Genomic DNA, 20,486 nt, shown 5'->3' on the forward strand with positions numbered 1-20,486 from the left:
CGAAAAAGCAGGCCACCCGTCTCATCCTCATGTCGCCCCGCCCCAAAACCCGTCCGGTCCACTCTTAAGACGAGCGGGCCCTACGAGTTGCCCCCCGGCACCCATGGCATCGTCGAGCCGTGAGGCAAGGCGGTCCATAACGCAAGTGCGTGCAAGACCCCGCGCGGTCGGTGCGGAACCGAACCGCCCCGGTCCAAGACGCCCCGGCCCATGACGATCCGACCCATGACGATCCGGCCGGCCTCAGTCGAAGGAACCGCCGACGCGTACGCCGGTCATGACCGGCTGGGCCGCCGCCGAGAAGACGGAGAGGACCTTCTTGATCTCGGTGAACGGCGCATTCGAAACGTAGACCATGTCGCGGTTGCGCATGCGGAAGGCCTGGGTGAGGAACAGGCTGTTCGGGTCGCGCATGTCGACGCGATAGACCACGGGAACGAGAGGTGTCCCGAGAAGCGGGCTTCCGGGCTTCAAGCGACGGACCACCGCCGCCGGCTCGAAGCGGAAGATGAAGGTCCCGGTCGGATCGGCATCGGCATCGCGCTGACCGCGTGCCTTGGCCAGCGCCTGCGCCAACGTGATGCCCTCGGCCTGGAACGGGATTTCCGTGGCCTGACCCAGCGCGCCGACCGCCAGGAAGGTCTGGGGATCGCGCACCAGGGTGAGGTTGTCGTTGGGGCGCAGGTAGATGTTTTCCTTGGGGTTCGACACCACCGTCGTCAGCGGCACCGTCGCCGTCGTGCCGCCCCGCGACAGGCGCACGAAGGTCTCGTTGACGGGCGTCTTGACCCCGCCTGCGGTGGCGATGACGTCGAGGATGCGATCGCCCTGGGTACCGAGCGGGACGCGGGCGCCGCCGATGGATTCACCACCGACTGTCACCGATTGCGAGACCGGCCGGGTCACGGTGACGATCACCTGAGGCTGGATCGCCTTGCCGGCGAGCTCCGTCTCGATCAGCGCCTGGACGTCCTGCGTCCGCCGTCCGGCCACCTGGATCCGGCCGGCATAGGGGATCGAGATCGCGCCGTCGCGCGAGACGACCTGCTCGGGCAGCTGCGCCGCCTTCGAGCCGGCGGAGAACGAATTGACCGTGAGCGGGCCCGAGAACAGGCCGCCCGAACCGGCTTCGAACACCGAGACAGCCACGGCGTCGCCGATGCCGATCACGGATTCCGCCGGAGCGCGACGATCGCCGAAGGATGCGAACAGGCTATCGAGGGAGCGTCCGCGCAGGGCCTCCACCACGGCGGAGTTCATGTCGATGAGTTCGTAGCGGGCGAAGGTCCCTTCGCTCGTCGCCTGATCCGCGCCGTCCACCACGGCCGTGGTCGACGGGCCGGCGGCGGGCAGGAAAGCGCCGCATCCCGACACCGAAAGCGTGGTGATAAGGACGATAGGCAGAGTGCGCATGCAGTTTCGCCTGTCGGTTTCTCTCATCCGCTGCCTAAACCAAAGCCTTGTCACTGTCCGTGGCGGGTTGGACACAGTGCCGTCCCGTCGGGACGCGTGCAACGGATCGTCCCCGATACCCACATGCCGAGCTCCTGGACTTGCCGTCGGCGCTTCGCAACGGACGACGTACGGGGCTACTTGGCCGCATCTGTCTCGTCTTACTGCCGAAATCGCTCGACGGTGGGCGGATCGGCGTGCGAATTTCCCGACCTACGAGCAGGGGGCACCTGCGAGGACAGCCGAGCAGGATGCCTTTGTCTGACACGATCCCCGACCGCCCTCCCGGCGCGCGCGCCGAGCGGACCCACGGTGACGGCGCACGAAGCCCCGTGCGGCGCCGGCACGTCTTCTATGTGCCGGGCTACGATCCGGAAGGGCGTACCCGCTACCGCATGTTGTTCGTGCGGGAGCTGACGCTCCATGCCAAGAGGTTCGGTGAGCCCAAGCGCCGCCCCGGACGCGCGGTCATGGGAGCGGACGGGCTTTCCCAGCGCTGGACCGTGGCCGCCGAACCGGAGGTCGGCGGAGCGGAGACGAGCTACGACGTCCTGCTCTGGGACGACATCGTGCTCAAGGATTTCGCCCGCTGGCGCATCGTCAGCGTCCTCCTGCTGTTCGCGGGCAGCCTCCAGGCCATCGTCACCGGCATGGCGGTGAAGTTCTACCGGCTGAACTGGAAATACGGCAACGTCATCCTCTATCCGCTCGGCCTGATCCTCCTCCTCACCCTCGTGAGCGGCCTGATCGCACATCAGATCCATGCTCATCTGGGAGACGGATTCGGGCACAGCCTGCAATGGCCGGCCTGGGTGACGGTGCCGCTGGGCCTCGCGGCCGGCCTCGTCTGGATCAAATCCCTCGATGCCCTGCTGGAACGCGCGTTCTTCTGGCAATTGCTCAACGACTGGGTCTTCAACTGGCAGCACGGCCAGGGCCGGCGGCGCGACTACGAAACCCGCGTCGACGCTTTCGCCGCCCTGGTCGTGAACCGCCTGGCGGCATTCCGGGCGGAGGGTACGGAGCTCGATGAAGTGCTCATCCTCGGCCATTCGACCGGAGCGCTCACGGCGGTGGAAGTCGCCGCCCGCGTGCTCGCCGCCGATTCGGCGATCGGCACGGGAACGACGGCCTTTTCCTTGCTGACCCTCGGCTCGGGCCTGCCCATCGTCGCCCTGCAGAAGGAGGCGCGCCGGGTGCAATCGGACATCGCGAGCCTCGTCGTCTCGGAGCGGATCGTCTGGGTCGATTATTATGCCCCCCAGGACTGGATGAACTTCCCCGATTTCGATCCGGTGGAGCGCCTGCCCCTCGACCTCGGCGGCCGCCCCCCGCGCAACCCGCTGGTGCGCTCGGCCAAGTTCCGTGAGATCATCGACCCGGAAACCTACCTCAAAGTGCGATGGCGGCCGTTCCGGATGCATTTCCAGTTTCTCTTCGCCAACGATCGTCGCGGCGAATACGACTTCTTCGCCATGGCGCTCGGCCCGCAGCGCCTGCGGGACCGGGTGAAAGGCCCCCGGATCGACACCGGCACGGCGACCGGGTCTTGAGCATCGAACCGGATCAGGGCCCGCCTCGAATTTTCATCGTGATGGGCGTCTCGGGCTCGGGCAAGAGCACGATCGCCGGGCTATTGGCCGAGCGCCTCGGGTGGGATTTCGTCGATGGTGACGCCTTCCACAGCGCGGAACACGTGGCCAGGATGCGGGATGGCCACGCCCTCGACGATGCCGACCGCGCCCCATGGCTGGCGGCGATGTCGGCCTGGATCGGCACACGCCTGGAGACCGGTAAACCGGGCGTTCTCGCCTGCTCGGCCCTGAAGCGGGCCTATCGCGATGCGCTCGTCCAGGGGCGGGCGGGCATTCGCATCGTCTATCTCGACGGCGACCGCGACCTGATCGCGGCCCGCATCGCCCGCCGCACCGGCCACTTCATGCCGGGTGCCCTCCTCGACAGCCAATTCGCCGCGCTCGAACCGCCGCGCCCGGAGGAGGGCGCGCTGGCGGTGCCGATCGTCGGCAGCGCGGAGGCCATCGTGGCAACGATCCTGGACCGATCGGGTTTGCAGCCCGACGATCCCATCAGACAGGACACAGCATGATGTCGGGCCCTCCCTCCGGCGACCGGGCGATCGCCTTCGTGATCTCCGACGTGGACGGAACCCTCGTCACCTCCGACAAGAGCCTGACCCAGCGCAGCCGGGACGCCGTCCGGCGGCTCGACGCGGCCGGCATCGGTTTCACCATCGCCTCCGCCCGGCCGCCGATGGGGCTCAGGTCGCTGATCGCCGACCTCGGCCTGCGTCATCCGATCGGCGCCTTCAACGGCAGCACCCTGCTCGCCCCGGATGGGCAGATCCTCGCCGAACATCTCCTCCCGGAGGAGACGGCCCGCCAGGCCGTGCGGCTCCTCGACGGGCTCGGCCTCGATATCTGGGTGTTCGCGCGGGGGCAGTGGAACCTGCGCGACCCCCATGGACCCTATACCGATCTCGAACGCCGGACCCTCCAGGCCGAACCCACCCGCGTCGAGGATCTCGGTCCCCTTCTCGTGGGCGCATCCAAGATCGTCGGCGTCAGCGCCGATCCCGATCATCTGGCCGCATGCGAGAGCCGGGTCGCCGAGGCTCTGGGACACGGCGCCGACGTCCATCGCTCCCAGGCCTATTATCTTGACGTGACGCCGTACGGGCAGGGCAAGGGGATATTCGTCGACGAGATCGCGCGCCGCCTCGGGATTCCTCATGCACGGATCGCGACCCTCGGCGATGCCGCCAACGACATGGCGATGTTCGCACGCAGCGGGTTCTCGGTGGCCATGGGCAATGCCGATGAGGCGGTGAAACGGGCCGCGTCGGCGGTGACGTCGGGAAATGACGAGGACGGGTTCGCAAAAGCGGTGGATGAATTTCTCTTGACGCGCTGACGCGCAAACCCCGCCGATCCTTGCCCCGTACGGCTCAGCTCGTTGGCAATGCTGGCGAATCCGCCGGGCCACGGGCCGGGGTCGCGTTCAGGCCTGTGCCATGTGCGCCACAGCACGCGGAGAAACGGCTCCGCTTTCCCGCAATCATGACAGTGGAGCCGCCTTCCGGCCTCATTTGGCCTCGACCCTTGGCCTCAGATCAAGAACGACGCCACCGGGTCTCCGAATGAATCAGCGCCTCCTGCTCCTCGCCGTGGCTGCGGCCGTCCTGCCGGGCCCGGTTCTCGGCCAAGGCACCCCGGCCCGCGACAACATCGATGCGCTGATCGAGGAGCAGGCAAAGGCAAACGGCGTCCCGGCGAGCTTCGTCCACCAGGTCGTCAAGCGCGAAAGCAACTACAATCCCAACGCGAAGGGCGGCAGCGCCCTCGGCCTGATGCAGATCAAACATGCCACCGCACGCGGCATGGGATATCGCGGGGATGCGGCGGGTCTCTACGATCCGAAGGTCAATCTTCGTTACGGCATTGCCTATCTCGCCGGCGCCTATCGCACCGCCAAGGGCAACACCCACCAAGCCTATACTTATTACAACCGGGGCTATTACTACGCCGGCAAGCGCCAGGGCACCCTGGTCGCCGGCATCGAGGACACCACGGCCGCCTCGCCGCAATCGAGCGCGGCCTTCAGCGACGTGTTCACCCGTGGCTTCGGCGCGCAGCGCAAGGCGCAGCCCGATGCGAACGTCACCGCCGCCGGAACGGCCCTGGCCTATGCTCCGAGCCTGACCACTCCGCCCATGCCGACCGAGCTGGTGGAAGTCCCGCTGCCGCCGCGCCGTCCGGCCGCCTTGTCCGGCCTCGCGCCGGCCGTGGCGGAGATCGGCCCCGCCCATGCGCCGGCCGCCACCCCCCAGGCCACGGCCTTGGCCGCCCTGTCGGTGAATCCGGCAATACCCCAGCCGGCCGCCGTCGCGGGCGCCGCCGAGTTCTCCGTGACGGAGAAAGTGGAAGTGCCGCTGCCGCCGCGTCGTCCTTCGGCGGTCGTTCTGGCCTCGGTGGGCCGCCCGATCGTCGCGAAGAAGGCGCCGACACCCGGCACCATCATGGAAGCCTCGGCGCTTCCGCCCAGCCAGTAGGCCCTCGAAAGCCCCGTCACCGCGTCGAGCGCCTCACCCGAAAGGCGGCAAGCGCCCCGTCTGTCCCTGATCGGGACAAAGCTGAAACCATTCAGAAACAAACATACGTGAATGTTCTCCTGTCATGCCGATTGCGGCGGGGACACGCATGTTTCGCTTGCGTATGCTCTCTTTCGACATCACATGGTGCAGTGCGGCATCGAGAGCGCATGAGGTTGCAAGATCAGGCTTCCAACGCGGAGCTTGAAGTGCAAGTCTTGTACATCGGGCCCCAAACTGACGATTGTGAAGCCTCGTCACGAGCCTGATCTTGGTCGAACGACCATGGAATGAAGGATCGCGACCGGCGCTTGGGAGCCTGCTGCAATCGATCTCGCCGGCACGAATTTCGTGCCGAGCCAAGATCGCGTGGCGGGATATGGTGAGGCCATCAGCCTCCGGGACGGTCAGGTCCGGGACGCGAACACGGAAGACGGACGACGGCATGGCCGGCGCGGCTGAACAAGAATCGATTTTTCTGGCCGAACTCGGTCGGCGTGTGAGACATGCGCGGACAGTGCGCGGCCTTTCGCGGAAACTCCTCTCCCAGACCTCGGGTCTGTCGGAGCGCTACATCGCACAGCTCGAAAGCGGGCAGGGCAACGTGTCGATCATCCTGCTGCGTCGCGTGGCGGATGCCATGGGCGTGCGGCTCGACGACATGATCGCCGTGCAGGACACCCCGCCCGATTGGCACGTGATCCGCGACCTTCTCGGTTCGGCATCGGCGGAACAGATCACCCTGGCGAAGGGCATCCTGTCCGGCCACGCCATGTCCAACGGTGACACCCCGATGCCGCGGGTGGCCCTGGTCGGCCTGCGCGGAGCGGGCAAATCGACCCTCGGCCGCCGGGTGGCGGAACGCCTGGGCTGGACCTTCATCGAGCTCAACGCCGAGATCGAGCGTGAGAACGCGCTCTCGGTGAAGGAGATCTTCGCGATCTACGGCCAGGAAGGGTATCGCCGCCTCGAACAGGCTGCCTTGCGCCGGCTCACCGAACATCCCGGCCCGATGATCCTGGCCACCAGCGGCGGCATCGTCGCCGAGCCCCTGACTTACGACCTGCTTCTCCAGGCCTTCTTCACCGTCTGGCTCAGGGCGAAGCCCGAGGAGCACATGCAGCGCGTGCGCGACCAGGGCAAGCTCGCCACCACGGGCGACCATGCCTCCGCCATGCAGGAACTGCGTGCCGTGCTGCTCAGCCGCGAGCCGCTCTATGCCCGCGCTCCGGCGGTGGTGGATACGTCCGACGTTCCCCTGGAAGAGATGATCGACCGGCTCGCCGCCGTGATCGATGCGCGTTTCGGATCGGTCGATTTCCGGCGCAGCGCCTGACACGCTGAGTAACACCGAGAGGTGGTTCGGGAAGGTAGCTCAGGAAATCCCCTTGATACGGGGGCGGCCTTTCCCCACGCTATGGGACGCACCCAAGGGGAACGGAGTGCTCCGTTCTCCCTTGTACCCCGGGGAGAGTGTTCTCCCGTATCGGCTCCCGGCACGGCCGTCCGGCCCCTGACATGGCGATCCGGCCGCATAGGCCCCGCCCGCCATAGACCCCGCATCGCGGAGGAATCCATGTCCGCCAGCCCCTTCTCGAATCCCGCAATCGGGAACGAAGCCATCGCCGGCACCGTCGATCCGGTCTGGTCGCGCCTGCGCGGCGAGGCCGAAGCCGTGGTTCGCGAGGAACCTCAACTCGCCTCCTTCATCGTGGCGACGATCCTCAACCAGGCGACGCTCGAAGCCGCCGTGTCCCACCGCGTGGCCGCACGCCTCGGCCATCCGTCGCTTCCGGCCGAGCTCGTGGCGCATGGATTTCACGAGGCCATCGCCGCCGACCCGCGTATCGGCGACAGCTTCCGCGCCGATATCGGGGCCGTGCTGGACCGTGACCCGGCGGCGGGCCGCGCCATCGAACCCGTGCTGTACTTCAAGGGATTTCACGCCATCCAGGCGCACCGGCTGGCGCATTGGTACTGGACCAGCGGCCGGCGAGACCTGGCGCTCTACCTGCAGAGCCGCTCGTCCGAGGTCTTCCAGACCGACATTCATCCCGCCGCCCGCATCGGACGCGGTATCTTCCTCGACCATGCCACCGGCGTCGTCGTCGGCTCCACCGCCGTGATCGAGGACGACGTCTCGATCCTGCACGCCGTGACTCTGGGCGGCACCGGCAAGCAAGGCAGCGATCGCCACCCCAAGATCCGCCGCGGCGTCATGATCGGTGCCGGCGCCAAGATCCTGGGCAACATCGAAGTCGGAGAATATGCCCGCGTCGCGGCCGGTTCTGTGGTCCTGCGCCCGGTGCCGGCCCACACCACCGTGGTGGGCGTGCCCGCCCGCGTGGTCGGCACCGCCGGTTGCGCCGAGCCGGCGCGCGCCATGGACCAGTTCGTCAATATCGACCAGTTCATCCACATGGCCGAGGGCATCTGAACCGGCCGGCCCGCGCGTGCCCGCAGCGACTTGCCCGTGGCGAAGCGGCGTGGCAAGCGGTGCCCATCCGGAGGGACTCGGTCGCTCGAAGCGAGCCCGGCCTCCACCGACCATCGACGAATCAAGAGGCGAACGCGTGAACAAGACCGACATCACGAAGGTCCAGGACTATATGCGCCGGACATTCGCCAACACGAATATCCGTCTCGTCGCCCGCCCCAAGAAGGACGATTCCGCCGAGGTCTATATCGGCGAGGAATTCCTCGGCGTGGTCTCCGTCGATGACGAGGACGGCGACCGCTCGTTCAACTTCGCCATGGCGATCCTCGACATCGATCTCGAAGACTAAAGCCGAAGCAGCCATAGAATCGCGCAAGCCGGTCGCGGACGTTCGCAAGCCGCGACCAGCACAATGCCCGAATGCACGTAGTCCTCCCTGTGCGTCGGCTCATCCCGACGCCGGGACATCCTTAACAACTCGTAAACGCTCTGGCAGAGTGCGTGCTCAATCCGTCATCAACGGTCGAGCGCGCCATGGATATCAGCCCCTCCGCCATCGAATCGATCAAGACCCTGTGCGTCGGCCTCGCCCTGTCGGGCCTCCTCGCCAGCGCCTTCGAACTCGTCTCGGACCGTCGCGCGAGCTTCAGCCTGCTGGAACGCGGCGGCGTCGGAGCGGTGGCGGCCCTGCCGATCCTGGCCTTCGGCGCGCCCTTCATCATCCTGCGCAACACCGTACGAGGCCGGCGGATCGAGCACCGCCCGATCCCCTTCGTCATGATTGCCACGATCGTCGCCTGCGGCTGGAGCCTGCTCTCGGGCCGGGTCGCGCTCGATCTCGCCCATTTCATCACCGGCTGATCAGGGCGAGCCGCAGCGGCGGCCGGATGACGATACGGGACATCGCACCGCCTGGCGCCATGGCCCGTCCGGCGCGGACGGATCGGCAGCGCCCCTCTCAGCGGTTGGCGGTAGCCACCGGCGAGGCGACGCCGTTGAGCGAGACCCAGGCCATGCCGTCCTGGCCCTCGCGCTTGACATAGGTGTAGCCGGTGCGCGGCGCGGACAGGATTGCGGTGGTCTTGTTGTCGAGGATGAGATCGCCCTTGTCGGTGCGGACCATCAGGACCGCATGGCCTTCGCCGATATCGTCGATGACCACGGTCATCCGCAGGGCGCGACGGGGGAGCCCCCGCTCCACCAGCATCCGACGCTTCAGAAGCTGAAAATCCTCGCAATCGCCGAAGCCGTCATCGGGAAAGTCCCAGCGGTCGACGACGCCCCAATGGGCCATGTCGGTGATCGGATGGATGCGCGCGTTGACGCGACGGTTGACGCTGGTGAGCGTGCGCCAGATCGCCGGATTGAGGGCGATGATCGCGGGCTGCGACGTGTCGACGATGCACTCGGCGGGGTGTTTGGCGCAGAACCCGTTCCAGGCCGCCACCGGGCGGGCGCCGCCACTCTCGTTCACCGCCGGCGCATCGGGCAGGGCGGCGACCGGGCGCGCTTGCGTCGCGGCCCCACCGAGGAGCAGGATGGAGCCGACCAGGGACAGCTTGGCCGCACGTCCAATGCGTCGCCAAGAAAGCCCGCAAGTAACCCCGCAAGTAACTTCGTATGAGAGCCCACTTGCCGAGTAGCTTCCGCCGTCGACGCCTCGCAGAACCGCGTGCCGCATTCCGGTCGCCCTGCCATTCGTTGCCGAAGGCAAGAAACTGGCACGGCCAGGGCCAGGGCTCAATCCAAAAGTTAAACTCGAATTAACTTCCCACATCGCCATGGGTTCCATGGCACAGACGTGATGTTTTCGGGCAACCGGAGAGAATCCGGTTCAGCGGTTTGCAGTGGTCACCGGAGACGTGACACCGCCTAGCGAAACCCAGGCCACGGAATCCTGGCTCTCGCGCTTGATGAAGACGTAACCGGTCCGATACCAGGGCACGATCTCGCTGGTCTTATTGTCGAGGATGAACTCGCCCCGGTCGGTGAGGAGCGTCAGCACGGCATGCCCTTCGCCCTTCTCGTCGATGACCACGGTCATCCGCATGGCGCGGCGGGAGAGGCCGGCATCGGCGAGACGCTTGCGCTTGACCAGCTGGAAATCCTCGCAATCTCCCATTCCGTCCTCGGCGAGGTCCCAGCGGTCGGCTTCACCCCAATGCTCTGTGTCGGTGACGGCCCGCAGACCGGTATTCACCCGACGATTGACCGAGACGATCAGGCTCCAGGTGGCGGGGGTGAGGGCGATACGGGGCGGCTCGTTCGCGTCGATGGCGCACTCGGCCGGGTAACGCTGGCAGAACGAGACCCAGCCGACGATGGGGCGGGCGACACCGAGAACATCGGCGGAGGGGGAGGGCGAGGGCAGGGCGGCCATGATCTGGGCCTGCGACGCGCCGGCGCCGAACAGCGCCAATGCCGCGAGCATCCCCAGCAAGAATGATTTCGTCCGTGCCATCGCGACCACCTCGTCCATCGAGGACCACGATGCCGCCACGCTTCCTGCGCCGCGCTGAAGCGGATACGCGCAATTTTATCGATTCGGCCCCGGGACGGAGCTCCTGCGGGTCAGAGCCAATCACCCGCTGAATCGAGGACTCGCATTCGCGCGATGGCGATCAGGAAGTCGTAACCATGGCGAGGCGGGATCGACCGGCGACGATTGCGGCCCCCGCTCTCGCCGGACGCCGTGGCTGTCACGACGGAGTGGGGAGACAGGCCGAAACAGCCAGCCGGCGCGCGACGCGGTGAGGAGATCCTGTCGCGACGACGCCGACCTTCAGGGGAGCGCCATGCCGGCAGAACCCTCAGACGGAACACCCTCAACCGGAGAGGCGGGACGACGCTCTCAGAGCGTCAGGCCTTCATGGAACAGGTCGGGCGAGATCGGCAGCATGAAGCCCACGCCGATGCCGCCCTCGAAATAGCGCACCACGCGCCCCGGTGTCCGCCCGACCATGACGCTCATGCCAACGGGCGGCTGGGCCTGGGTCGAGAGGGCGACGCCGGACAGGGAGACGTCGATGATGCGGGCCGCGACCTCGCGCCCGTTCTCGAGCTTCAGGAGCACGCCTGTCTCCTGTGGCGTGAGACGTTCGTGGTTGCGGCCCTCGGGCAGGCCGAGCGCCTCACGGTTGGAGATCCAGGTGAGTTGCGACGCGATCTTGTCGCGCTTGCGCTGGGTCGCGCTCAGGCGGACAGCCATGCCCCCGCTGGGAAACCGGGCGATCGTCCCTTCGATCCGCCCGATACGCTCGAGATACAGCACGACGCGCTCTTCGAGTTCGCCCAGGACCGCGCAGGTCAGGCGCACGCCGCCCGGAGACATGTCGACCGTCTGGCAAGGATATTCACGCCGGTCGGCAAGCATGTAGCGGCCGAGGAGGGAGACTTGGACGCGCTGATGCCGACGCAGATCCGACGGCCGCAACAAGCGGACCGGCTTGGTTTCAGCGGGCGCAAACTTGGTTTCAGCGGGCGCGAAAGCCTCGATCATCGCGAAATCCGCACTTGGGTTCGATCGTCGTCAGCACAATCCTACAGGTCGGCTCGTTACGAAAATCTTTGCCGAAGACAGATCAGTCTCGCGATCGGTCCATTAAAGTACCGATCAGGCCCGTCCGCCGGGATGCACCATGAGATGTCCGCGCCGCACCGGAACGCTGTCATTGGCCGGTTCGGGCAGGTTCCTGAGGCTGGAGGCGGCATCGTTCCTGGCGAGATCGATGACGTCGTAGGTCGGGTCGAGGACGCGGAGGGAGATGGATTCGAGCCGCGTCACGGGCCGAAGCCCCAGCCATTGCGGAACGACTTTCGGGCTCAGCGCCCCGAACATGCGGACCTGGGTCTGCCCACGATGGCGCAGGGGGAGAAGCAGGAGTTCGAGGTCGATCTGTTCGTCCCTCTGGGTCATCCCGCGCAGCCCCGCGACGATCCCCACCGTATCGACCGCCACCGTCTCCACGAGGCGCCAGGGATCGGCCTGTCCCGCACCCCAGATGTCGCTGAAGGCGCTGCCGCGCAATTCGCGCCCGAACAGGGCGCAGACGCGGGTCCCCGCGAGCCGGACCGTCGCGGCCGACCGCGCCATGTCGAGTTCGAGGATGAGGCTCTCGGAGAGGAGGTTGCGGATCTCGCCGGGCTCGATCTCGCTCCTCTCGGGCGCGGCCCGCGTACCACGAAGCCGGTCCCAGTAATGATAGAGCATACGGCTGGTCGGATGCTTCATGGCGTCCCGTCGTGGCACGGTCCCGCTGGGACCTGTTCGAAATCGGCCCGATCCATCCGGCGCTGGACACAGCTGCCGGTTCGGTTAACAAGCCTGCCGCACACTCTATGCCCGTCCAAGGCGGTACGCTCGCTTAAGCTCTGATTAGGGTTAACGCGGCGGGGGAAACGCTGCCGCACGGCACCCATCGCGGCGATGTCCTGCATCGTCGGACCGTTCGGGTCGTGGAGGACTGCGCCTGAATCGCGCATCGCTCGCCTGAATTTGCATGGGCCGGGGGCTTGCGGCGGCGGCATCCGCGCCGACATGGTGGCGCCATGGATGCCATGCCCGATCTGCCGCGCCAAAGCCGCGTCCCCGTCTTCAACATGCCCGGCGCGGTGACGGCCTCGATCGCCCTCCTGCTCGGCCTCCATGCCCTGCGGGAATTCGTTCTCCCGGACGAATGGGACATCACGCTTCTGCTGAACCTGGCCCTGATCCCGGGCCGCTGGCTCGCCTCGGTGGACCCGGACCGGGCCGCGGAGATCCTGTCGGCCGCCTCCTCGGCAATAGGCGACACGGATGCGGTCCAGGCCCGCGCGGCCTTCGCGCAATACGTCGTAGCCAATCCCTCGGCGAGCCTCTGGACCTTCGCCACCTATGCGTTGCTGCACGGCTCGTGGACGCATGTCATTTTCAACGTGGTCTGGCTCGCCGCCTTCGGCTCCCCCGTGGCGCGGCGATGCGGCCCCTGGCGCTACGGCCTCCTCGGCCTCATCGGCGCGGTGGCGGGAGGCGTGCTCCACGTGGCGATCGACCCGTTGAGCACGGCCCCGCTGATCGGCGCCTCGGCCGCTGTCTCGGCGCTGATGGCCGCCGCCGCGCGCTTCGTGTTCCAGCCGCCGCCGTCTTTCCATGCCAGCCAGCCCTGGCAGCACGCTGCCCAGCCGCCGCTCCAGACCATCCCCGAGCTTCTGCGCAATCGCACGGCGGTGATGTTCCTCGGCATCTGGCTCGTCACCAACTTCGTCTTCGGGATCATCTCGCTGCCGCTGGGCGCGGAATCCTCGACCGTGGCATGGGACGCCCATCTGGGCGGGTTCCTGGCAGGATTTTTCCTATTTCCGATGCTTGACCGCTTAGGAGGCGCAAAAGCGTAATTTTTCCGCATGTTTTGGCATCGGAAGGCCGGTCCCGTGGGTTGTCACATCAGACATGACATCACACAATTCCGTGATGCGCCGGGATCAACCCGGCCCGCGTAACAGCCTATGGGAGATCATGGTCATGACCGTCGCACGCATCCTTTCCGAGAAGGGCGGCTCAGTCGTCACTGTGGAGCCGAACCGGACCCTGGACGACGCCATCCATCTCCTCGCCGAGAAGCGGATCGGCGCCATCGTGGTGAGCAATGACGAGGGTGCCGTCCTCGGCATCCTGTCCGAGCGGGACATCATCCGGGCCCTGTCCCGCCAGGGAGCGGGGGCGTTCGATGCTCCGATCTCGCAGCACATGACGGCGTCGGTGACCACCTGCACCCGGTCGAGCACCGTCGAGGAGGTCATGCAGCTGATGACCGATGGGCGCTTCCGCCACGTGCCGGTGGTCGAGGACGGGCGGCTCGCCGGCCTCGTCTCCATCGGTGACGTGGTCAAGCGCCGGATCGCCGCCGTGGAGGCGGAGCATCAGGCCATGCGCGACTACATCACCATGGCCTGACGCGGCGTCGGGGATCCCTCACGCGGAGCGGAGGGGCTTCGTCAGGGTCAGACCCGCTCGGCTGCCAGGGTGACGAGTTCCCTGATGCGCGGCAGGGCGGCCTTGGCCGCTTCCCGCCCGAGGGAGATCGCCTCTTCGGCGCGGTGGAACTCGAACAAGCCCATCTCCGCGAGGCGCGGGGACAGCATGAGATCCGGCGGGTCTCGCTCCAGCCTCGCCCGCGAGATCCGGTCCTGGGTGATATTGAACGCGTCGAACATCACCCGCCCCATGCCGGGAGGGCCGGGCTCGCGGGGCGGGGCAGGGCGTGGCGCCGGCCCGCGCCGACCGGTGCCGCGCATGCGGTTCAGCAGGTTCCATCCCCGGCGCGACGTGGTGAGGGGCAGGGCCGGCGAGGCAGCCCCGTCGCCGTCAGGCCCGATCACCAGACCGGGCTCGGCCCGCGGATCGCCGTTGAGGTTCACGCAGATCACCAGTTCGGCCCCGAGCCCGCGCGCGAGCTTGACCGGAACCGGATTCACCAGCGTTCCGTCCATCATGAGGCGCCCGTCGAGGCGCACCGGGGGAAACAGGCCGGGGAGGGCGTAAGAGGCCCGGATCGCCTCCACCAGGGAGCCACGGGTCAGCCAGACCTCGTCGCCCGAGCCGAGATCCGTCGCGACGCTGGCGAAGCGGATCGGCAGGTTCTCCACCCGCCGGGTGCCGAGATCGCCTTCGAGGCGGCGCTTCAACCGCTCGCCGGCGATGAGGCCCGACCCCAGACGCAGGTCGAGGAGCCCCATGACCCGCCGCCTCGTCAGCGACAGGGCGAAATCCTTGAGGAGATCGAGCTTGCCGGCGGCGTAGCAGCCGCCCACGACGGCACCGATGGAGCAGCCCGCCACCATATCGGGGTGGATGCCGGCCTCTTCCAGCACCTCGATGACGCCGATATGCGCCCAGCCCCGCGCGGAACCGCCGCCCAGAGCCAGACCGATTCGCGGTCCCGACGGCTTCGGTTCGGCCACGGGCTCGACACTGCCCCGTGGAAAGACCGGCTTCTGCGACAGGGTGGACAGCATGCCCTGGCGGTAGAGGGCGACCCCACGAAAGGACAGCCCATCCCAGGTCACGGCCCGGCGGGTCCGAGCAGGGCCTCGCCGGATACCGGATCGAGGGAGACGGCGCGGTAGAAACAGGAGCGTCGCCCGGTATGGCAACATCCGCCATCGCCCCCGACCACTACCGAGATCAGGAGCGCGTCCTGGTCGCAATCGACCCGCATCTCAACGATGCGCTGGACCTGCCCGCTCGTTGCGCCCTTGTGCCAGAGCTCGCTCCGCGAGCGCGACCAGTACCAGGCCTCGCCGGTCTCGAGGGTGAGCCGCAGGGATTCGGCGTTCATGTGGGCAAGCATCAGGACCCGGCCGTCATGGGCATCGACGGCGATGCAGGCGACGAGACCGTTCGCGTCGAAGCGCGGGGTCAGCGTTGCGCCTTCCTCCACATCCTTGCGCGAACCGGGCGGGGAGAACCCGCCGGGCGCGGCGGTAGCTTGGCTCACCGTCATCGCGTGGAATGCCCGCGTCAGTTCTTGTTGTTGCGGACGAGGGTCAGGAACCGGACCTGCTCGTTGGCATCGTCCTTGAACACGCCGCGGAACTGCGTGGTCAGGGTGGAGACGCCGGCCTTCTGCACGCCGCGCATGGCCATGCAGAGATGCTCGGCCTCCACCATCACGGCGATGCCGCGCGGCTTGAGGATGCTCTCGATCACGTCGGCGATCTGGGCCGTCATGGTCTCCTGCGTCTGCAGGCGGCGGGCGAAGGTGTCGACCACGCGGGCGAGCTTCGACAGGCCGACCACGCCCTTGGTCGGGTAATAGGCGATATGGGCGAGGCCCATGAACGGCACCATGTGGTGCTCGCAATGGGAGTAGAACGGGATGTCGCGCACGAGCACGATGTCGGAATAGCCCTCCACCTCCTCGAACACGCGCTCGAGCAGGGCGTCGGCATCCTGCTCGTAGCCGCCGAAGAGCTGGCCATAGGCCTTCGCCACACGGGCGGGCGTATCCTTGAGGCCTTCGCGATTCGGGTCGTCGCCGGCCCAGCGCAGCAGGGTGCGCACGGCGGCCTCGGCCTCCTCCCGGCTCGGACGGCCGGTGGCCACGGCATCGGGCACGCGCTTGGCCGAAGCGGGCAGGGGGGCGACCTCGACGGGGGCCTCAACGGGGCGGGAATTGTCGTTGCGCATGCCGCTCAGGGTGGCAGGCGCAGCCGTGGCAATCGGGTCCATTCCCTGATGATCCGTGTCGGTCAGGCGATAGGAGAGGGATTTGAGCGCGGCATCCATGGCATCTCCCGCACGGGCGACACGTGCGTTCATCGTCGAACTATCTGGTTTTGCGTACATCGTCGAACCATCTCGGTCGCGTTTTCAGCCGCGTTACCGCAGGCCGGCGCCCGAACGTTAAGGTCTCCTTGGCCGTGGGCGCGACCCTGGTCGACGAACCGCCTCCTCGCGAAACGGTACGCTGGCGCCTATATCGTCGTTATCGCGCCGCCGCGCAATGCGGGGAATGCGGATCAGACCATCGTGATCGGAAGCCGGCTGTCTGTCGGCGCCCCGACGGGACCTCCCATATGCTCGACGATATCTACAACCGCCGCATTCTCGAACTCGCCGCCGACATCCCGCGTCTCGGCCGGCTCGACGCGCCGGATGCCAGCGCCACCGCCCATTCCAAGCTCTGCGGCTCCACCGTCACCGTCGATCTCTCGGTGAAGGACGGCACGGTGACGGACTTCGCCCATGAGGTGAAGGCCTGCGCCCTGGGCCAGGCCTCGTCCTCTTTGATGGCCCGCCACGTGGTCGGCGCCACGGCGGACGAGTTACGGGAGGTGCGCGACACGGTGCGTCGCATGCTCAAGGAGAACGGGCCGGCGCCGCAGGGCGAGTGGGCCGACCTCGCCGTGCTGGAGCCGGTGCGGGATTTCAAGGCGCGCCACGCCTCGACCCTCCTCACCTTCGACGCCGTGGTGAATGCCCTCGATCAGGTCGCCGCCAAGGCCCAGGCCTCCCCCGACACGCAGGCCGCCGAATAGAGCCATGGTCCGCCGCGCGGCCCATTGGGCGATCCGGGGCTACCAGCTCACCCTGTCGGGCCTGATCGGCCGGCAATGCCGGCACTGGCCGTCCTGTTCGGACTACACCGACGAGGCGATCCGCCGGCACGGAATCTGGCCGGGCGGCTGGATCGGGTTTTCGCGCATCTGCCGCTGCGGCCCGTTCGGCACGCACGGGATCGACCTCGTGCCGGACGTCCTGCCTCCGCGCTCGGCCTGGTATGCCCCCTGGACGTATGGGCGCTGGCGCGGGGTGAATGCCCCGCCTTCGCCGTTTGCGTGCGAGGCGGTGGAGGAGACGGATCGAGGCGTTTCAGGCGGGAGGACCGAAGGCGGCTGACAGGGCGCGCGCGCCGTCCGTCGTGAAGGCGATCACGCGGCCGTCCGCGCGGGAGGCCCAAGCCCGGTCGAGGACATGGTGCAACAGTGCCGCGCCGAGCGCGCCGCCGAGATGATTCCGGCGTTCGCTCCAGTCGAGACAATAGCGGCAGACGGGCCTGCGTTCCCGCTCCAGCGACGCGACGTCGAGTCCCCGATTCGTCAGGCCGGCACGGCCGGAGGCGGTGAGATTCGTCTCCGCCTCGTCGATCCACCCCCGCGCGATGAGGCCCTGCAGGAGCAGGACGCCGCGCTCGCCGGCCAGATGGTCGTAGCAGATACGGGCCTCGCGCAGGGCCGCGTCGCGCGGGCCTGTTCGGGTGCGGACCGCCCCGGTGCGCTGGGCCAAGCCCATCAGGTGCTCCAGGACGACGGCGACGTCCGACCCGGACAAGCGATAATACCGATGCCGTCCCTGCCGCTCGACGGTGAGAAGGGCCGCCGCTTCGAGCTTGGCGAGATGCCCGCTCGCCGTCGGCAGGGCGATGCCGGCCACCTCGGAAAGTTCGCTCACCGTGAGGGCGCGCCCGTCCATCAGCGCCGTGAGCATGTTGGCGCGGGCGGGGTCGCCGAGAAGCGCGGCGACGGCGGCGATGACGGGGCCATCCTGCATCGTTCGATCTTAACCGAAGCATCGTCGGCGGGCCATCGCCTATGATCCTGCCTCGGCCAAGGCAGGAGACGAGGCGTTCATGATCGCATGTGTCCTTCGAGAGGGGAGCGAGAAGTCGCGGACGGAGGCCGTCGAGCCATCTATGCGCGCCTGGAACAGGGTGCCCCCGCACCGCGTGACCGGAGAACCGGCATGATCGCGGTCATCTTCGAGGTCTGGCCGGCACCGGGTCGCGCCGACCGCTATCTCGATCTCGCCGCCTCTCTCAGGGAAGAGCTTGCCGGCATCGACGGATTCCTGTCGGTGGAACGTTTCCGAAGCCTCACCGAGCCTGACAAGGTCCTGTCGCTGTCGTTCTTCCGGGACGAGGCGGCGGTACGCGCCTGGCGTGAACGCCCGCATCATCGGGCGACCCAGGCGGAAGGACGTGGCGGAGTGTTTCGCGATTATCGTCTGCGGATCGCCCATGTCCTGCGCGACTACGGCATGATCGACCGGGACGAGGCGCCGGCCGACAGCAATGCGGCCCACGGCGCATGACGCGCGCCGGCGACAACCGGAGAGACCGACCATGTCGACCCATATCGCGGATGTCGCCTGGACCCTGAAGCCCGGGGAGGATTTCGCCGCCGGGCGCTACGGCCGGGGGCACACGGTCGAGTTCGATGGCGGCGTGACGCTCGCTGGCACCGCATCGGAGCACGTGGTCGGGAAATGGGCCGCTCGCGAGGCCGTCGACCCGGAGGAGATGCTGGTCGCGGCGCTGTCGAGCTGCCACATGCTGACCTTCCTCCACCTCGCGCGCCTCGCGGGCTTTAGCGTCACCGCCTATCGGGACCATGCCGAGGGCGTGCTGGAGGAGACGAGGCCCGGACGTCGCGCGGTGACGCGGGTCAAGCTACGCCCGGAGATCGACTGGGCCGGCGCCACGCCGGATGCCAACCAACTCGCGGCGCTCCACGAGGCCGCGCATGAGGAGTGCTTCATCGCGAATTCGGTGAGGACGGAGGTCGTCGTGGCCGCTCCCCTCAGCCCCCGCTGACCCACCGCATCACCACCAGCGTCCCAGTCACCGTCAGCGCGCCGCCGATGCGGGTGGCGATCTGGGCGAAGGGCATCAGCGCCATGCGGTTGGCGGCGGTGAGGATCGCCACGTCCCCAGTGCCGCCCTGGCCGCTATGGCAGGCATTCACGATGGCGGTCTCGATCGGGTACATGCCGAGGCGGCGCCCTACCAGGAATCCGGTGCCCATCAGCGTCACCACCGTCGAGACGATGGTGACGAGGTTCGCCAGCGTGAACGCCGCCACCAGCTTGTCCCAGGGGGTCATCGACACGCCGATGGCGAAGAGCAGCGGATAGGTCATGCTGATCTGCACGAACTTGTAGGCGACGAAACCGCCGGCCTGGAGGCGCGGGGAGACGGCGCTGGCGAGCTTGGCGAGCACCGCGAGGAACAGCATCGCCACGGGGGCGGGGAGCCCGGTGAGGTGGTGCATCATCACGCCGAGGAGGTAGAGTGTCACGGCGGTGAGGGCGGCCGCGCCCACCGTTGCCGCATCCACGGGCGTGTCCTCGACCTTGGCGGCGGTGACGTCGTTGTCCCGGTCCGGCTGCAGGCGGCCCTCGCCGGTGAGATGCGGCATCCGCTTGCCCACGGCATTGAGGGTGCCCGCCAGAACGATCGCCGTCAGGCTGCCGAGCATGACGGGGGGCAGCACCTGCGCGAACACATCGCCCTGGCCCTGGCCGAGGATGGCGGCGTAGCCGATGGAGAGCGGGATCGCCCCCTCGCCGACGCCGCCGGCCATGATCGGCACCACGAGGAAAAAGAACGTGTGATAGGCGCCGAGACCGAGCAGGGTGCCGACCAGCGTGCCCACGCAGGCCGCCGCCACGGAGCCGGCCGCCAGGGGCACGAAGATCTTCAGGAAACCCTTGATCAGCACGTCCCGGTCCATACCCAGGATGCTGCCGACGATGATCGTGGCGATATACAGGTAGAGGAAGTTGGTGAACTTGGTGAAATCCGTGATCGCCTTCACCAGCGGCGTCGGGATCAGCATGTAATAGACCAGGGCCGAGGGGATGAAGGTCGCGAAGATCGCGCCCGCCCCGATATTCTTCAGGACCGGCAGCCGCTTGCCGATCTCGGCGCAGGTGAAACCGCCAAGCGCCAGCACCGCGATCATCGTCGGCGCATCGGGCTTGATCTCGCCCTCCGAGGTCAGGACCGCCAGCAGGATCGCCAGGATGAGATAGACCGGCAGGGGAATGATGCCGATCTTGATGTCGACGAGCCGCCACCAGCCCTCCGGCCAGAACCGGCGCGCGGGCATCTCCGCCGCCGGGACGGGCTCGGCGGCAGCGGCTGAAGCTGGGTTCGCCATCGATACTCTCCCGTCGGCCGGTCGCCTGTCGGGCCGGCCTGATTGATCGGAGCTTCTACGGCGTACCGG

General features: G+C 67.7%; 24 protein-coding genes. 14 read left to right on the top strand and 10 right to left on the bottom strand.

Annotated elements, in window-relative coordinates; all coding sequences use genetic code 11:
* Positions 1-243 precede the first annotated feature (243 nt).
* Positions 244-1,413 (bottom strand): polysaccharide biosynthesis/export family protein, encoded by a 1,170-nt coding sequence (locus tag ASF32_RS13730; RefSeq protein WP_056429361.1) that lies wholly within the window; start codon positions 1,411-1,413, stop codon positions 244-246.
* Positions 1,414-1,703: 290 nt separating this feature from the next.
* Between ASF32_RS13730 and ASF32_RS13735 the strand changes: the two genes are divergently transcribed.
* The 8 genes from ASF32_RS13735 to ASF32_RS13770 all read left to right on the top strand — a co-directional run bounded on the left by ASF32_RS13735 (position 1,704) and on the right by ASF32_RS13770 (position 8,858).
* Positions 1,704-3,005, top strand: a complete 1,302-nt coding sequence (locus ASF32_RS13735) for an alpha/beta hydrolase (RefSeq protein ID WP_244478147.1) — start codon at positions 1,704-1,706, stop codon at positions 3,003-3,005.
* 41 nt (positions 3,006-3,046) lie between these two features.
* Positions 3,047-3,559: a gluconokinase gene (locus tag ASF32_RS13740; protein WP_056429433.1), complete on the top strand. Its 513-nt coding sequence runs from the start codon at positions 3,047-3,049 to the stop codon at positions 3,557-3,559.
* Positions 3,559-4,383, top strand: a complete 825-nt coding sequence (locus tag ASF32_RS13745; protein WP_056429363.1) for a Cof-type HAD-IIB family hydrolase — start codon at positions 3,559-3,561, stop codon at positions 4,381-4,383. The genes ASF32_RS13740 and ASF32_RS13745 overlap by 1 nt, the downstream gene beginning before the upstream one ends.
* Positions 4,384-4,609: 226 nt before the next feature.
* The gene (locus ASF32_RS13750) at positions 4,610-5,521 is read left to right on the top strand and encodes a transglycosylase SLT domain-containing protein (RefSeq protein WP_056429366.1); all 912 of its coding nucleotides are present in this window, start codon (positions 4,610-4,612) and stop codon (positions 5,519-5,521) included.
* A 418-nt stretch (positions 5,522-5,939) separates the two neighbouring features.
* Positions 5,940-6,896, top strand: a complete 957-nt coding sequence (locus tag ASF32_RS13755; RefSeq protein ID WP_082470531.1) for a helix-turn-helix transcriptional regulator — start codon at positions 5,940-5,942, stop codon at positions 6,894-6,896.
* 240 nt (positions 6,897-7,136) lie between these two features.
* Complete coding sequence (cysE, locus tag ASF32_RS13760) at positions 7,137-7,997, top strand: serine O-acetyltransferase (protein WP_056429370.1); 861 nt, start codon at positions 7,137-7,139, stop codon at positions 7,995-7,997.
* A gap of 136 nt (positions 7,998-8,133) precedes the next feature.
* Positions 8,134-8,346: a DUF3126 family protein gene (locus ASF32_RS13765; RefSeq protein ID WP_027173107.1), complete on the top strand. Its 213-nt coding sequence runs from the start codon at positions 8,134-8,136 to the stop codon at positions 8,344-8,346.
* 185 nt (positions 8,347-8,531) lie between these two features.
* Positions 8,532-8,858 carry a hypothetical protein gene (locus tag ASF32_RS13770; protein ID WP_056429372.1) on the top strand — a complete coding sequence of 109 codons (327 nt, stop codon included), beginning with the start codon at positions 8,532-8,534 and terminating at the stop codon, positions 8,856-8,858.
* Between the two features lie 97 nt (positions 8,859-8,955).
* On the opposite strand, the gene ASF32_RS13775 is transcribed toward ASF32_RS13770, so the two are convergent.
* From ASF32_RS13775 to ASF32_RS13790, 4 genes are all read right to left on the bottom strand, one after another.
* Positions 8,956-9,678 (bottom strand): transglutaminase-like cysteine peptidase, encoded by a 723-nt coding sequence (locus tag ASF32_RS13775; protein WP_056429375.1) that lies wholly within the window; start codon positions 9,676-9,678, stop codon positions 8,956-8,958.
* Between the two features lie 153 nt (positions 9,679-9,831).
* Positions 9,832-10,428, bottom strand: coding sequence for a transglutaminase-like cysteine peptidase (locus ASF32_RS13780; RefSeq protein WP_200919126.1), 597 nt, complete (start codon positions 10,426-10,428; stop codon positions 9,832-9,834).
* 420 nt (positions 10,429-10,848) lie between these two features.
* A complete protein-coding gene (locus ASF32_RS13785) occupies positions 10,849-11,496 on the bottom strand; it encodes a PilZ domain-containing protein (RefSeq protein WP_244478148.1) in 648 nt (215 codons plus the stop codon).
* A 114-nt stretch (positions 11,497-11,610) separates the two neighbouring features.
* The gene (locus tag ASF32_RS13790; protein ID WP_056429377.1) at positions 11,611-12,228 is read right to left on the bottom strand and encodes a PAS domain-containing protein; all 618 of its coding nucleotides are present in this window, start codon (positions 12,226-12,228) and stop codon (positions 11,611-11,613) included.
* A 317-nt stretch (positions 12,229-12,545) separates the two neighbouring features.
* On the opposite strand from ASF32_RS13790, the gene ASF32_RS13795 reads away from it, so the two are divergent.
* Both ASF32_RS13795 and ASF32_RS13800 read left to right on the top strand, forming a co-directional pair.
* Positions 12,546-13,370: a rhomboid family intramembrane serine protease gene (locus ASF32_RS13795; RefSeq protein ID WP_056429379.1), complete on the top strand. Its 825-nt coding sequence runs from the start codon at positions 12,546-12,548 to the stop codon at positions 13,368-13,370.
* A 127-nt stretch (positions 13,371-13,497) separates the two neighbouring features.
* Complete coding sequence (locus ASF32_RS13800; protein ID WP_026175981.1) at positions 13,498-13,929, top strand: CBS domain-containing protein; 432 nt, start codon at positions 13,498-13,500, stop codon at positions 13,927-13,929.
* Between the two features lie 47 nt (positions 13,930-13,976).
* On the opposite strand, the gene ASF32_RS13805 is transcribed toward ASF32_RS13800, so the two are convergent.
* From ASF32_RS13805 to folE, 3 genes are read right to left on the bottom strand one after another with little or no spacing between them, the layout of a single operon-like run.
* Positions 13,977-14,990, bottom strand: coding sequence for a patatin-like phospholipase family protein (locus tag ASF32_RS13805; RefSeq protein ID WP_056429440.1), 1,014 nt, complete (start codon positions 14,988-14,990; stop codon positions 13,977-13,979).
* 47 nt (positions 14,991-15,037) lie between these two features.
* Entirely contained in the window at positions 15,038-15,478 is a 441-nt protein-coding gene (hisI, locus tag ASF32_RS13810; protein WP_056429381.1) for a phosphoribosyl-AMP cyclohydrolase, read from the bottom strand.
* Between the two features lie 17 nt (positions 15,479-15,495).
* Positions 15,496-16,323, bottom strand: a complete 828-nt coding sequence (folE, locus tag ASF32_RS13815; RefSeq protein ID WP_056429383.1) for a GTP cyclohydrolase I FolE — start codon at positions 16,321-16,323, stop codon at positions 15,496-15,498.
* A gap of 230 nt (positions 16,324-16,553) precedes the next feature.
* On the opposite strand from folE, the gene ASF32_RS13820 reads away from it, so the two are divergent.
* On the top strand, positions 16,554-17,015 hold the full coding sequence (locus tag ASF32_RS13820; protein WP_056429385.1) for an iron-sulfur cluster assembly scaffold protein: 462 nt from the start codon (positions 16,554-16,556) through the stop codon (positions 17,013-17,015).
* Between the two features lie 4 nt (positions 17,016-17,019).
* Entirely contained in the window at positions 17,020-17,376 is a 357-nt protein-coding gene (gene yidD, locus ASF32_RS13825; RefSeq protein ID WP_056429386.1) for a membrane protein insertion efficiency factor YidD, read from the top strand.
* On the opposite strand, the gene ASF32_RS13830 is transcribed toward yidD, so the two are convergent.
* A complete protein-coding gene (locus ASF32_RS13830) occupies positions 17,350-18,027 on the bottom strand; it encodes a helix-turn-helix transcriptional regulator (protein WP_056429388.1) in 678 nt (225 codons plus the stop codon). The two genes, yidD and ASF32_RS13830, sit on opposite strands and share 27 nt — an antisense overlap.
* Before the next feature lie 192 nt (positions 18,028-18,219).
* Here ASF32_RS13830 and ASF32_RS13835 point away from each other — a divergent pair, with 192 nt between their 5' ends.
* Both ASF32_RS13835 and ASF32_RS13840 read left to right on the top strand, forming a co-directional pair.
* Complete coding sequence (locus ASF32_RS13835) at positions 18,220-18,567, top strand: antibiotic biosynthesis monooxygenase (protein ID WP_056429389.1); 348 nt, start codon at positions 18,220-18,222, stop codon at positions 18,565-18,567.
* Between the two features lie 31 nt (positions 18,568-18,598).
* A complete protein-coding gene (locus ASF32_RS13840) occupies positions 18,599-19,069 on the top strand; it encodes an OsmC family protein (RefSeq protein ID WP_056429392.1) in 471 nt (156 codons plus the stop codon).
* Here the strand turns inward: ASF32_RS13840 and ASF32_RS13845 are convergent.
* Complete coding sequence (locus ASF32_RS13845; RefSeq protein ID WP_056429395.1) at positions 19,056-20,417, bottom strand: 2-hydroxycarboxylate transporter family protein; 1,362 nt, start codon at positions 20,415-20,417, stop codon at positions 19,056-19,058. The two genes, ASF32_RS13840 and ASF32_RS13845, sit on opposite strands and share 14 nt — an antisense overlap.
* Positions 20,418-20,486 lie beyond the last annotated feature (69 nt).

The organism is Methylobacterium sp. Leaf91, assembly GCF_001422815.1.
Taxonomy (GTDB): Bacteria; Pseudomonadota; Alphaproteobacteria; order Rhizobiales; family Beijerinckiaceae; genus Methylobacterium.